11 protein-coding genes are annotated in these 12,595 nt (G+C 65.0%); 3 read left to right on the top strand and 8 right to left on the bottom strand.

Annotated elements, in window-relative coordinates:
• Positions 1 to 113 precede the first annotated feature (113 nt).
• Positions 114 to 1,997, bottom strand: a complete 1,884-nt coding sequence (locus AC1Q7Q_RS15305; protein WP_492375318.1) for a tetratricopeptide repeat protein — start codon at positions 1,995 to 1,997, stop codon at positions 114 to 116.
• Positions 1,998 to 2,138: 141 nt separating this feature from the next.
• On the opposite strand from AC1Q7Q_RS15305, the gene mutM reads away from it, so the two are divergent.
• The 3 genes from mutM (at position 2,139) to mutY (ending at position 6,541) form a co-directional block, all read left to right on the top strand.
• Positions 2,139 to 3,020, top strand: coding sequence for a bifunctional DNA-formamidopyrimidine glycosylase/DNA-(apurinic or apyrimidinic site) lyase (mutM, locus tag AC1Q7Q_RS15300; RefSeq protein WP_492375319.1), 882 nt, complete (start codon positions 2,139 to 2,141; stop codon positions 3,018 to 3,020).
• Positions 3,021 to 3,304: 284 nt separating this feature from the next.
• Entirely contained in the window at positions 3,305 to 5,248 is a 1,944-nt protein-coding gene (locus AC1Q7Q_RS15295) for a dynamin family protein (RefSeq protein ID WP_492375320.1), read from the top strand.
• Positions 5,249 to 5,371: 123 nt separating this feature from the next.
• Entirely contained in the window at positions 5,372 to 6,541 is a 1,170-nt protein-coding gene (mutY, locus tag AC1Q7Q_RS15290; protein WP_492375321.1) for an A/G-specific adenine glycosylase, read from the top strand.
• Between the two features lie 6 nt (positions 6,542 to 6,547).
• Here the strand turns inward: mutY and AC1Q7Q_RS15285 are convergent, their stop codons facing one another.
• From AC1Q7Q_RS15285 to AC1Q7Q_RS15255, 7 genes are all read right to left on the bottom strand, one after another.
• Positions 6,548 to 7,225, bottom strand: a complete 678-nt coding sequence (locus tag AC1Q7Q_RS15285) for an LON peptidase substrate-binding domain-containing protein (protein WP_492375322.1) — start codon at positions 7,223 to 7,225, stop codon at positions 6,548 to 6,550.
• 66 nt (positions 7,226 to 7,291) lie between these two features.
• Positions 7,292 to 8,209, bottom strand: a complete 918-nt coding sequence (gene rapZ / locus AC1Q7Q_RS15280) for an RNase adapter RapZ (RefSeq protein WP_492375323.1) — start codon at positions 8,207 to 8,209, stop codon at positions 7,292 to 7,294.
• 119 nt (positions 8,210 to 8,328) lie between these two features.
• The gene (locus AC1Q7Q_RS15275) at positions 8,329 to 8,652 is read right to left on the bottom strand and encodes a PsiF family protein (RefSeq protein ID WP_459570989.1); all 324 of its coding nucleotides are present in this window, start codon (positions 8,650 to 8,652) and stop codon (positions 8,329 to 8,331) included.
• A 188-nt stretch (positions 8,653 to 8,840) separates the two neighbouring features.
• Complete coding sequence (gene hprK, locus AC1Q7Q_RS15270) at positions 8,841 to 9,812, bottom strand: HPr(Ser) kinase/phosphatase (RefSeq protein ID WP_006159437.1); 972 nt, start codon at positions 9,810 to 9,812, stop codon at positions 8,841 to 8,843.
• A gap of 35 nt (positions 9,813 to 9,847) precedes the next feature.
• Positions 9,848 to 10,303, bottom strand: a complete 456-nt coding sequence (ptsN, locus tag AC1Q7Q_RS15265; protein ID WP_006159436.1) for a PTS IIA-like nitrogen regulatory protein PtsN — start codon at positions 10,301 to 10,303, stop codon at positions 9,848 to 9,850.
• Positions 10,304 to 10,687: 384 nt separating this feature from the next.
• Positions 10,688 to 11,038 carry a ribosome hibernation-promoting factor, HPF/YfiA family gene (gene hpf / locus AC1Q7Q_RS15260; RefSeq protein WP_006159435.1) on the bottom strand — a complete coding sequence of 117 codons (351 nt, stop codon included), beginning with the start codon at positions 11,036 to 11,038 and terminating at the stop codon, positions 10,688 to 10,690.
• A 49-nt stretch (positions 11,039 to 11,087) separates the two neighbouring features.
• Positions 11,088 to 12,563: an RNA polymerase factor sigma-54 gene (locus AC1Q7Q_RS15255; RefSeq protein ID WP_043343436.1), complete on the bottom strand. Its 1,476-nt coding sequence runs from the start codon at positions 12,561 to 12,563 to the stop codon at positions 11,088 to 11,090.
• Positions 12,564 to 12,595 lie beyond the last annotated feature (32 nt).

Genomic DNA, 12,595 nt, shown 5'->3' with positions numbered 1-12,595 from the left:
TGGCGTGCGCGCCGGCGCCGCTGGGCGCCGGGCTGCCGGCCCGGCGCGAGGGCCGGGCGGCGGATGATTGCGGGTGATCGGAATGCCGCGTGACGGCTGCGTACGGCAGGATGCTACTTGGACAGCGCGGAGAGCGGGACGTTATAGCGGCGCAGGGTGTCGATCAGGATGACGTTATCCGGCTCGATCTTGGCGGCTTCGGTCCAGGTCTTGCGTGCCTCGTCCTGCTGGCCGAGTTGCCACAGCACCTCGCCGAGGTGGGCGCCGATTTCGGCCTCGGGTGCCTTGGCGTAAGCGTTGCGCAGCAGTTCGGCGGCCGGCTGCAACTGGCCCAGGCGGAACTTGACCCAGGCCAGGCTATCCATGATGTAGGGATCGTCCGGACCCAGCGCGGAGGCCTTTTCCAGCAGCTTGAGGGCCTCGGGCAGGCGCACGTTGCGGTCCGCAAGCGAATAGCCCAGCGCGTTGTAGCCCTGCTTGGCTTCCGGCTGCATGGCGATCACGCGGCGCAGCAGCTTTTCCATGCTGTCGTAGCGCTTCTCGCGCTCATCGAGCATGGCGAGTTCATAGACCCAGTCCGAGTTGTCGGGCTCCGCCGCGGCGCGTTCATCCAGCACCTTGCGGGCGCGGTCATAGGACTTGGCGTCGATCAGCATGCCAACTTCGGCCTGGCGGATAGCGGTCATGCGCTGCGCGCGCTGGTCGGGCTCGGGTATATCCTCGGCATCGGCCAGCATGTCATTGAATACCGCCTGGGCGTCGTCGAGCTTGCCCATGCGGCCTAGCAACTGCGCGCGCTTGACGGCTGCAGCCGGCGCGAGGCGGGCGTCGTCGATGCGGTCGAGCCAGGCTACGGCTGCCGGGTAGTCCTTCTTTTCCTCGGCGATCTGCGCCAGGTACTGGTAGGCGATATCCGGGCTGGCCGCCGGCACTTGCTCGGCGAGCTGCAGGTATTCCTTCAGGTACAGCTCGGCTTCGTCGTAGCGCTTGGACTGCAGGCTGGTGAGGCCGAGGGCGAGCGGCACGCGCGGATCCTTCGGCGCAATCTTGCGCAGCGTCTCGAACTCCGAGCGCGCGGCTTGCAGGTCGTTTTGCTGCAGGTAGAGGCGGGCCAGCGTGATGTGCCCGTTGACCGAGGCCGGGGCCTTGTCGACGAACGCCTTGAGCCCGGCAATGGCCTGTTCCGGCGCGCTGTCGGCGCGCAGCTCGGCAGCCATCAGCGCGGCGCCTTCGAAGTCGGGACGGATCTTCTGGGCCTCGTCGAGCTCCGCCAGGGCGCCAGGAATATCGTTGGCGGTTTCCTTGGCGCGCGCGAGGGCAAGGTGAGTCTCGGCCGACTTCAGGTCGTTGGCCACCAGGCGCTGCAGCAGCGCGGCCGCGCCGGCGGGATCGCTGGTGCGCGAAAGCTGCTGCTGCATCTGCAGGATGGCCTCCGGCCGCTGGCTCGGCGGCACGCCATTGAGCTGCAGGGCCAGCAGGGGTTCGGCTTCGTCCCATCGGCCGCTCAGGACCAGCAGGGTCGACAGCACTTGCCGCGCGCCGGCGGAGGTGGGCGCAAGCTCTGTCCACAGCCGCGCGGCGTCAAGCGCTTGCTGGGCGCTGCGGGCATTGAACGCGATCTCGGTGGCGCGCTGGGCAAAGCGCGGGTCGTGCGTATTGCGCGCCAGCTCCAGGTACGTCTGGTACGCGGGGCCGACCACGCCGCGCTGGGCGGAGATTTCAGCGGCCAGCACGCGGTAGAGGATGTCCGCGGTCAGTGGCACCGCCGGCAGGGGCATCTTCGGTGGCAGCGGGTTCGAGCGGATTGGCGTGGTGGCCTCCGCGGCGACCTTCATCGCGGGCTTGCCGTCCGCGGGCGCGGCGTGGCTGGCGAGCGGCGCCAGGGCGCAGACTGCCACCGCGGCGGCAGCCGTGGCCGCGAGCCTGTGACGCAGCGGCCGCCGGGGGAAGAGAAGTTGAGCGGTGGTCATCGGGGTACGGTCCAGGCGGTCCGACATGTGGGTGGGTGCTCCAGCACTCAAAGGCGATGGGGAAGGTAAAGGCATTGTAGCCTGCCGCTACAATGCTTTGCTTATCCGCATGGCACCGGCACGGCTGGGGTCTCTGGCGGTTTGAGTGGCACAAAAGGGAGAGGTTCGATGCCTGAGTTGCCGGAGGTCGAAGTGACCCGGCGCGGCTTGCTGCCGCATGTGGTTGGGCGGCGCATTGCCGAAGTGGTGGTGCGCCATCGCGGCCTGCGCTGGCCGGTCGAGCCGGATCTGGAGTCGCAACTGGCCGGGCGGGTGATCGCGCGCATCGAGCGGCGTGGCAAATACCTGCTGCTGGAGTGCGTGCGCCCGGACGGCGAGGCTCCCGGATGGCTGCTGATCCACCTTGGCATGACCGGCACGTTGCGGGTGTTGCCGCAGGCGCCGCCGCCGGGCACGCACGATCACCTTGACCTGGTCCTTGCCGACCCCGACGGTGCGGGCGATGCACAGCCCGGCGCAGCCACCAGCCTGGTGCTGCGCTTTCGCGATCCGAGGCGCTTTGGCGCGGTGCTGTGGAGCCTGCTCGAAGAGTCGCAATTGCCGACCCATCCGCTGCTGAGCAAGCTCGGCATCGAGCCTTTCGACCCACGCTTCGACGGGGCCTGGCTCTATCGCCTGGGACGCGGGCGCAGCGCGGCCATCAAGACCGTGCTTCTCGCGGGCGACATCGTGGTGGGCGTGGGCAATATCTATGCATCGGAAAGCCTGTTTGCCGCAGGCATCCGCCCCACCACGCCGGCCGGGCGCTTGTCTCTGGCGCGTTGCGAACGCCTGGCCGAGGCCGTGCGCGACACGCTGGCCCGCGCGATCGAGCGCGGCGGCAGCACTTTGCGCGACTTTGTCGGCAGCGATGGCAGCAGTGGCTATTTCCAGCTGGATTGCGCCGTGTACGACCGCGCCGGCCATCCATGCCGGGTCTGCGGCATCACCATCCGGCAGATCGTCCAGGGGCAGCGCTCGACGTTCTACTGCCCGAGCTGCCAACGTTGAGTGCGGCGGCGCCGGGCCTGCGGCTCTCGTTGCGCAGGCCGTACGAGAGTGATGATTGCCCATCTTCTTGCGAATGTGGCGCCAACCCGATGGCCCGGCGCAACAGGGAGGGCGGCGGGCGACTCGAATTTCACAAAAATCCGCCGTAAACCTGTATCTTGAAGATACGTAAAAAAGTGTTACAAAGACACCATGTCACCGCCCGAGTGCCGGCCATCGGACATCAAGATGTCAGGCCTGCAGCGCCGTCGCGGGGGCTTTTCGCCAAGCCGATCCCAGTGCCAATGACAACCCTCGCCCTTCAATTCGAACAATACGGCGCCTGGAGAACCGGGGTACTCCATTCCCTGGCCGAATTCCGCTCCTGGCTGCAGCAGCACGATCTCTACGACGCCCAGGCCGACGAACGCGTCCAGCGCATCCAGGGCGTGCTCAAGAGCGACCGGCTCAAGGTGGCGTTCATCGCGGAATTCTCGCGGGGCAAGAGCGAGCTGATCAACGCGATTTTCTTTGCCGACTACGGCCGTCGCATCCTGCCGTCTTCCGCCGGGCGCACGACAATGTGCCCGACCGAGCTGCGCTACGACGAAGCCGAGGCGCCGTGCATCCGGCTGCTGCCGATCGAGACGCGCCTGCAGGAAGCCTCCACCGCCGATTTCCTTGACGTCGATGCGCACTGGCACACCGTGCCGCTCGACCCCTCGTCGCCCGATGGCATGCTGGATGCGTTCCGGCACGTGGTCGAGACCAACCGTGTCACGCGCGAGATGGCCGAGTCGCTTGGCCTGTACAACGAGAACGATCCCGACGCCGCCTACGCGCTCGATGCCGACGGCATGGTCGAGATTTCCCGCTGGCGCCACGCGGTCATCAACTTCCCGCATCCGCTGTTGCGCCAGGGCCTGGTCATCCTCGACACGCCGGGCCTCAACGCGATCGGCACCGAGCCCGAGCTGACGCTGCGCCTGATCCCGGATGCGCATGTCGTGGTGTTCATGCTGGCGGCCGACGCCGGCGTGACCAAGAGCGACCTCGACCTCTGGCGCAGCCATGTGAGCGCAGGCCACCGCAAGGGGTGCCTGGCGGTGCTCAACAAGATCGACGGCCTGTGGGACCCGCTCAAGTCGCCGGCCGAGACCGCGGCCGAGATCACGCGCCAGGTCACCACCAGCGCTCATGTGCTGGGCATCGACGAGTCGCGCGTCTACCCGGTGTCGGCGCAGAAGGGCCTGGTGGCCAAGGTCACCAACGACGACGACTTGCTGGCGCGCAGCGGCCTGCCGCAATTCGAGCACGTGCTGTCTGACCAGCTGATCCCGCAGCGGCGCGAGATCGTCGCCGACCAGGTGCAGCGCTCGGTGGAGGAGATGGCGCGCGGCGCGCAGCAACTGCTGCAAAGCCGCCGCCGCAGCATCGTCGAGCAGTTGTTCGAGCTGCGCGGGCTGCGCGGCAAGAACCACGCGATGGTCAAGCACATGCTGATGCGCGTGCAGTCGGAGAAAGAAGAGTTCGAGCAGAGCATCGCCAAGTTCCAGGCGCTGCGGCTGGTGTTCGGGCGCCATAGCGCGGACATCATCAAGAGCCTGCAGCTGCGCGACGTGCGCCGCACCATGCGCGAGCGCCGCGAGCAGATGAAGGAGCGTTTCTTCTCGCGCGGCATGCGCGAGGACATGGACGCCTTGTTCGCGCGGCTTGGCGAACTGGTCAGCGAGGCGGACCAGAAGATCGCCCAGCTCCACCAGCTCACCGACAGCATGTACCGCCGCTTCAATGCCGAACATGGCTTTACGCTGCCTGCGCCGATCCAGTTCGTCACCGCGCGCTACGTCAGCGAATTGCAGCAGACGCTGGCGTTGGCCCACACGCACTTCGGCGCCATGAACATGCTCACGCGCTCGCGCCCGCAGCTGGTGCAGAGCGCGTTTTCCACCATCGCCACCCGCGTGCTGGAAACCTTCCGCGATCTGAACCGCGATATCGAGATCTGGCTCAAGTCGGTGATGACGCCGCTGGAGGCGCAGGTGCGCGAGCACCAGAAACAGTTGCGCCGCCGGGTCGATTCGATCGAGCGCATCCACGAGGCCACCGACACGCTCGAGAGCCGCATCGCGCAGCTCGAGGAAGTGCTCAACGGCCTGGATGATCGCAGCGGGCGCATCGAATCCTTCTCCAGGCAGATTCTGCAGCCGGACGCCAACGAGGGGCAGCCCAGGGCGTTCGCGGCCTGAAGCGCGGCCGGCGCAAGTCCGGCGGCGAATGCAGGTGGCGAGGGCTGGTGGCGGCGAGGCGGTATCATGACGCGCCGCCGCTTCCGGCGCTGTTGCTGTGTTGCCTTACCCGTCACGTACCCGATGCCCCGCAAGCCCGCTGCTTCTCCTGCCGTTTCATCCGATCTTTCCCCCGCCGTGGTTCCTGCCGATTTCGCCGCGCGCGTGGTGGGCTGGCAGCGCTTGCACGGGCGCCATGACCTGCCGTGGCAGAACACCCGCGACCCTTACCGTATCTGGCTGTCCGAGATCATGCTGCAGCAGACCCAGGTCAGTGCGGTGATCGAGTATTTCCAGCGTTTCGTCGGCCGGCTGCCAACCGTGGCCGCATTGGCCGAGGCCAGCGCGGATGAGGTGATGGCGCTGTGGGCCGGGCTTGGCTACTACTCGCGCGCGCGCAACCTGCACCGCTGCGCCAAGGCCGTGATGAGCGAGCATGGCGGTGTGTTCCCGACCGACCCCGAGGTGCTGGTGACGCTGCCCGGCATCGGCCGCTCCACCGCGGCAGCCGTGGCCGCGTTCAGCGCCGGCGTGCGCTCGCCGATCCTGGATGGCAACGTCAAGCGCGTCTTTGCCAGGTTCTTTGGCATCCATGGCCATCCCGGCGTCAAGGCGGTGGAGAATCGCATGTGGCAGCTTGCCGATGCGGTCCTGCCCGCCAAGGGGCCGGCGCAAGCCGAGGACATGGTGTCCTACACCCAGGGCGTGATGGACCTTGGCTCCACTGTCTGTTCGCGCGGCAAGCCAGCCTGCCTCGCCGCCGCCGCGTCGTGCCCGCTGGCCGGCGACTGCGTGGCGCGCCGCGACGGGCTGACCGGCGTGCTGCCCACGCCGAAGCCGCGCGCCGCCATTCCCGAGCGCAGCACCGTGATGCTGCTGGTCCGCCGCGGCCGCGAGGTCCTGCTCGCACTGCGCCCGGACAGCGGCATCTGGGGCGGGCTGTGGAGCCTGCCCGAAATGCCGGTCGATACCGTGCCCTTCGATGCGGAACTGGCCGAAGACGCTGCGCTGGAACGCGCCCGCGAATTCGGCAATCCCAGCACGGCCAATATGGTCGGCGAGCTCACCCACGTCTTCACTCACTTCCGCCTGCTGATCCGCGCCATTCGCGTCGACGTCACCGGCCTCACCGCGCGCGATGCCGCCAACGGCCCCGCACTACGCTGGCTGTCACTGGACGATCTGGATGCGGTAGGCACGCCCGCGCCGGTGCGCAAGCTGCTGGAGGCGCAAGCCCAAGGGGGATTGTTTTAACGTTGCTTAGAGGATGTGGTGCTGGTGCATGTATTTATGCACGATCTCGATCCGCATGCCCGCGTCCGGCAGCGCCATCAGCATCTGCTTGGCCTTGAGCGGCACCGGCAAGAACTCGCACAGCCGATTGGCCACCCAGCTGGGGTCATCCCACAGGAACGGCTCGCAGAAAGGCAGCTCGCCCGGATGCTCGGCATGGAGCGAGGCAACGATACGCCGCAGCACGGCCAGGCATTCGCCCAGCAGTTCGAGCTTGCAGTCGATGATGTCGGGCGGCAGCAATTCCGCCTGGCCGACCAGCAAGCCGTCCGGGCTCACGCTGTGGCCCAGCAGCCGGAAGCGCTGGCGGCCGCGCGCGCTGATCAGCAGCACACCCAGTTGTTCCATATTGCAGTCGATGATGTCGGCCAGGCAGCCGATCGTCTCGGGCATGGTGGGCTCGTCCGGGCGGGCGACCTCATTGCCGCTGGCGATCAGGCAGACACCGAAGGGCGTGCGATCGCGCATGCAGGCGCGCACCATGTCCACATAGCGCGCTTCGAACACGCGCAGTGGCAGCAGCCCATCGGGAAAGAGTACGGTATGCAGCGGAAACAGCGGCAGGCTATCCAACGTAGGCCCCGCCGAGGTGCTGTGCGGGGCGGCGAACGATGCGGATGAGCCGGGCGTGGCGGGTGAGGACATGCTGAGCCAGCAAAGGTTTCGGGCGAGGATTGCCGAGCCTGACCGCGAAACCTGGCGGTGCGGCGTTTAGCCGCCCGGCGCGAGCTCGCGGTGTCTCACCAGCACATTACCATGGGCGCGAAAATAGTTGGCAAGTCTTTCCGCGATGTACACGGAGCGATGCTGCCCCCCAGTGCAACCGATTGCGACGGTCAGGTAACTGCGATTGTCAGCGATGAAACTTGGCAGCCACTTTTCCACATAGGCGCGTATGTCCTCGGCCATGGCCAGCACCATCGGCTGGCTCTGCAGAAAGTCGATCACGGGCTCGTCGCGGCCGGTCAGTGGGCGCAGTGCCAGGTCGTAGTAGGGGTTGGGCAGCGAGCGCACGTCGAACACCAGGTCGGCGTCGCTGGGCACGCCGTGCTTGAAGCCGAACGACTCGAACAGCAATGTGAGCTTGAGGTCATCGCCGCGCACGAATTCCTTGATCCACGCGCGCAATGTATTGGTGCGCACATTGCTGGTGTCGATGCGGTGCGCAGCCTCCGCCAGCGGGCTCAGGAGCTCGCGCTCCATCTCGATGGCCTCGATCAGCGAGGTGTCGTTGAGTGCGGTCTCGGCGGCACTATCGGCGAGATTCTCGTTCCTGGGATTGGCCGAGAGGCCAGCCATGGCTGCGCGCATCGACAGCGGATGGCGCCGTCTCGTCTCGGAATAACGCTGCACCAGCGCATCGGTATTGGCGGTCAGGAAGACCACCCGGACCTGGTGTTCGGAGGCGAGGTCGCGCAGCGTGCCGGGCAGCTCGTCCAGCGATTCACGGCTACGGATATCGGTGGCGACGCCCAGATGGGTGTAGCCCTGCGCCGCCAGGTACTGGGCCAACTCCGGGATAAACTGCGCCGGCAGGTTGTCGACGCAGTAGTAGCCCGCGTCTTCCAGTACGTTCAAGGCAACGGATTTGCCGGAGCCGGAGATCCCGGTGATAAGTATGATGCGCATAGCACGACAAGCATAACATCAGGTGATGACGCCGTCATGACGGCGCCGTGCCAGAAAAAATGGCGAACCGAAGAGGTTCGCCATTTTTACACGTCCGCGCCGCAAGTGATGCCGGTAGCTTACTTGGACAAGCAGTCGCTCATGAAGGCCTTGCGCTCGTCGCCCTTCTTGCCGGTGGCCTGGGCGTTGCAGGTCTTCATCTTTTCCTGCTGGCTGTTCTTGGCGGGTGCGGCCGCGGGCTTATTGGACAGGCAATTGCTCATGAAGGCCTTGCGCTCATCGCCCTTCTTGCCGGTGGCCTGCGTGTTGCAAGCCTTCATCTTGTCCTGCTGGGTGTTAGGTGCCGCCGGTGCCGCGGGTGCAGCGGCCGGTGCATTCTGGGCGAAGGCGCCGGTGGCAAAAAGCGGGGCTACCAGCACGCACATCGCGATCAATTTTTTCATGCTTGCTCTCCTGGCTGTGGAAAACTTCATGGCTGCTGGCCTGTCGGCTCGGCAACTCGGGGCTGGGCCCAATGCCCATTACTGCACAAAACGGCCTATGCCCCAATCGCGTTGACCATCGAAGCGCGGCCGGATGTAAGCAATTGAAAACGGCCCCGTCGTGGTCGCATGGCGTGGGCCCGCCAAACCTAGAGTAGCCGGCCCTGACCCCGCGATGCGACATCGGCCTGCATCGCGGCGCGCTGGCGGTCCATGAAGTCGCGCAGCGTGTCGATGCCGCGCAGGCGCAGGATGGTGTTGCGCACGGCGGCCTCGACCAGCACGGCGAGATTTCGGCCGGCCGCCACCTGGATCTTGACCATGTGGATGGGCAGGCCGAGCACGTCGAGATACTGGGAGTCCAGCGGCAGGCGCTCGAATTCGCCATCGTTGCGGCGAACCAGTTGCACCACCAGCTTAAGCTTCATCTTGCGGCGTACCGCAGTCTCGCCAAAGATGGTCTTGATGTCGAGCAGGCCCAGGCCGCGCACTTCCAGCAGGTTCTGCAGCAGCGGCGGGCAGCGGCCCTCGATGAAGTCCGGCCCGAGGCGCACGAAATCGACGGCATCGTCCGCGACCAGCCCATGTCCGCGCGAGATCAGTTCCAGGCCGAGCTCGCTCTTGCCCAGGCCGGATTCGCCCATCACCAGCACACCCATGCCGAGGATGTCGAGGAATACGCCGTGCATGGTCACGCGCGGCGCGGAAATGCGCGACAGATAGAGGCGCAGGTGGTCGATCACCGCGGCCGAAGACACCGGCGTGGTGAACAGCGGTGTGGACGAGCGCGTGCAGCGCAGTTCCAGGTCGGGCGGCGGCTCCATGCCGTCGGCGATCACCAGGAACGGCGGCTCCAGCAGGATCAGCTCGCCCATCTGGCGCTTGCGCATCTCGTCATCGAGGCGCTGGTAATACGTGATTTCGGGCTTGCCCAGCACCTGGATCCGGTTCGGGTGGATCAGGTTCAAGTGGCCGACGAGATCGGCCGCGGACGTGGCTTCACGCGCGAACTCGACATCGAAGGCCCGGTCCGCGCCCTCCAGTCCTGCTACCCAGGAGAGTTTGATATCGGCTGCGTTGTCGTCGAAGATCGACTGCGAGGTGACGCCAGTGAGTTCCATTCGGGTGCTTTCAGGGACGGGCTTTCAGTGCCGGATCAAGGGTGCCATTGCGTCAGCAACTGGTGCACGTCGTCGGGGGTGGGCAGGGTAGCCAGTCCTTCGCGCATCTCGCGGTCGGACAGCAACTGGGCGATCTCGGAGAGAATTTCCAGATGCTGCTGGGTGGCCTGTTCGGGCACCAGCAGGAAGATCAGCAGCGCGACCGGCTTGCCGTCGGGCGACTCGAAGGGGATCGGCTCGGCCAGGCGCATGAAGGCGGCCAGTGGCTGCTTCAGTCCCTTGATGCGGCCGTGGGGGATCGCAACCCCCGCGCCCAGGCCGGTGGACCCGAGCGACTCGCGGGCGAACAGGTTGTCGGTCACGGTCGCGCGCGCTACGCCATGGTTGTTCTCGAAGAGGAGCCCGGCCTGTTCGAACACGCGCTTCTTGCTGGTGACGCTGACGTCGAGGTTGATGTTGCCGGGTGGCAGCAATTTAGCCAAACGATTCATGTGGAATGCGCAGGGTTTTCTAGTAAGCAGGCCCGGGGCCAGGAGGCGTCCCACCGGGCGGAAAGAGGTAAAAAAACCAAGGCCCGAGGTTTCCACCGGGTGTCCCCCCATGCCGGTGTCGGGCGTCTGGCCATTATAGAGCAGGCCCGCTTCCGCTTTGTGCATTGCAATAGCCGATGCGCTCAAGCGGTGCTGCATGCACCGGAATGGCTAGGCCGGTCAACCATGTATTGCACAGCATACACTGGTACATATGCGTTGCGGAATCCCCTGTGTGGCCCGATCGGGTAGGCTGCAACGAAAAAGCCGCGCTCTGGGCGCGGCTTGATTCCATTTTTCAAGGGACTGACACCGACGGCCCGGTATGTGGGCCGCCAGGCACGGTCATTGCTGCATCTGCGATGCGGCCATCTGATACTTGACCGCTTCACGGTCGTGGCTCTGCACGCGATCCTTGTGGCGAATCACCTGCCGGTCGAGCTTGTCGACCAGTGCGTCGATAGCGGCATACAGGTCTTCATGATGCGCTTCGACAAAGATGTCCTTGCCCTTGAGATGTAGATTGATTTCCGCGTACTGCCGCCGGTCCTTTTCTTTTGTATTGTCGACAGAGAGCAGCACACTTACGCCAATGACTTGATCGAAATGCCTGACGATACGCTCCAGTTTCGTTTCCACGTACTCACGCAGAGGGGGCGTGATGTCCAAGTGGTGTCCACTGATCTTGAAGTTCATAGCGTTTCTCCTTCTGAAAGAGCTGCATCAGGCAGGCGATGCAGCTCGGCTACAAAGTCTTACGGAGATTGACCGCGGGAATCTTGAGCGCTTCGCGGTATTTGGCAACGGTACGCCGTGCTACCACAAAGCCTTGCTCGCCGAGCAATTCGGCAATCCGGCTATCGGACAAGGGGTTCCTAGCGTCTTCGGCTCCTATCAATTGCTTGATCAACGCACGGATTGCCGTTGATGAGGCCGCGCCGCCGGTTTCTGTGGATACGTGAGAGCCAAAAAAATACTTCAGCTCGAAAGTCCCCATCGGCGTTGCCATGTATTTATTGGTAGTCACCCGAGAGATGGTGGACTCGTGTAAACCCAGTGTATCGGCAATCTCCCGCAAAACCAAGGGGCGCATCGCAATTTCACCGTGGGTGAAGAAGTTCTTTTGACGTTCGACAATGGCTTGTGCGACGCGCAATATCGTGTCGAACCTTTGCTGGATATTCTTGATCAACCAGCGTGCTTCCTGCAGCTTTTGCTGCAGTCCGGCCGCGCCTGCATCGCCTTTTGCACCGCGCAAAATCTGCGCGTACATGTCGTTGATGCGTAGCCGCGGCATCACATCCGGGTTGAGGTGGGCGATCCATCCGCCGCTCAATTTTCGAACAAAAACATCAGGCACCACGAAGTCCGCTTCTGGCCGGCTGTAGGCATGGCCGGGATAGGGCGCGAGCGAGCGGATCAGTTCATGTGCGGCCTTGAGTTCCGGTTCGTCCACTTGCAGCGCCTTTTTAAGGCGCGTGTAATCGCGCACCGCCAGCAGCTCGAGGTGGTTGGTGACGATGCTCAGCGCCAGTTCGCGCTGCGGATGCTTGAGCCTGCGCAATTGCAGCGCCAGGCACTCGGCGGCGTTGCGTGCCCCGACGCCCGGCGGATCGAAGCTCTGCAGCAGCGTGAGCACAGCCTGGATCTCGTCGACCTCGAACTCGAGCTCCTCCGGCAGCTCGCTGCAGATTTCCTCGAGCGTGGTGCTCAGGTAGCCGTCATCGTCCAGGGACTCGACCAGGAAGATAGCCAGCCCTTTGTCGCGCAGGGAAATCTTGAGCGGCGCCAGCTGTTCCATGAGGTGTTCACGCAGCGTGGGCTCGGCGTCGCGCAGCTGCATCGGGGTTTTTTCGTCGTCTTCGCCTTGCGGGCGGCGGGCGAAGTCGTCCAGGCTCCAGTCGCTGCCGTAATCCTCATTGCTGTCGGAGTAGCTGTCGTCGGCTTCGGGGGCGCCATCGGGACGGTTTTCGCTGGTGCCCTGGCCATCGGCGGGCGCTGGCGCGGGCGCGCTCTGCAGGTTCACCGAGCCGTCCGAGGACACGCGCAACGGGCTGTCCAGCCAGTCGTTCTCACGCTCGAGCAAGGGGTTCTCGGTCAGCGCCTGTTCCACTTCCTGCTGCAGTTCAAGCGTGGACAGTTGCAGCAGCCGGATCGACTGCTGGAGTTGCGGCGTAAGCGCGAGATGCTGCGAGAGGCGGAGCTGTAGCGACGGTTTCATGCGACCTATTTTATGCCCAACTTCCGTACTGA

The organism is Cupriavidus sp. GW823-FHT07A04, assembly GCF_058794615.1.
Note: the sequence above shows the minus strand (reverse complement) of the source record. Positions and strands in the feature narration are given on the sequence as shown.

Coding starts and splice junctions, on each gene's coding strand:
- mutY (WP_492375321.1), top strand. CDS start 5,372: ATGCCCCGCAAGCCCGCTGCTTCTCCTGCCGTTTCATCCGATCTTTCC.
- AC1Q7Q_RS15275 (WP_459570989.1), bottom strand. CDS start 8,652: ATGAAAAAATTGATCGCGATGTGCGTGCTGGTAGCCCCGCTTTTTGCC.
- AC1Q7Q_RS15295 (WP_492375320.1), top strand. CDS start 3,305: ATGACAACCCTCGCCCTTCAATTCGAACAATACGGCGCCTGGAGAACC.
- mutM (WP_492375319.1), top strand. CDS start 2,139: ATGCCTGAGTTGCCGGAGGTCGAAGTGACCCGGCGCGGCTTGCTGCCG.
- AC1Q7Q_RS15285 (WP_492375322.1), bottom strand. CDS start 7,225: ATGTCCTCACCCGCCACGCCCGGCTCATCCGCATCGTTCGCCGCCCCG.
- AC1Q7Q_RS15255 (WP_043343436.1), bottom strand. CDS start 12,563: ATGAAACCGTCGCTACAGCTCCGCCTCTCGCAGCATCTCGCGCTTACG.
- rapZ (WP_492375323.1), bottom strand. CDS start 8,209: ATGCGCATCATACTTATCACCGGGATCTCCGGCTCCGGCAAATCCGTT.
- ptsN (WP_006159436.1), bottom strand. CDS start 10,303: ATGAATCGTTTGGCTAAATTGCTGCCACCCGGCAACATCAACCTCGAC.
- hprK (WP_006159437.1), bottom strand. CDS start 9,812: ATGGAACTCACTGGCGTCACCTCGCAGTCGATCTTCGACGACAACGCA.
- hpf (WP_006159435.1), bottom strand. CDS start 11,038: ATGAACTTCAAGATCAGTGGACACCACTTGGACATCACGCCCCCTCTG.
- AC1Q7Q_RS15305 (WP_492375318.1), bottom strand. CDS start 1,997: ATGTCGGACCGCCTGGACCGTACCCCGATGACCACCGCTCAACTTCTC.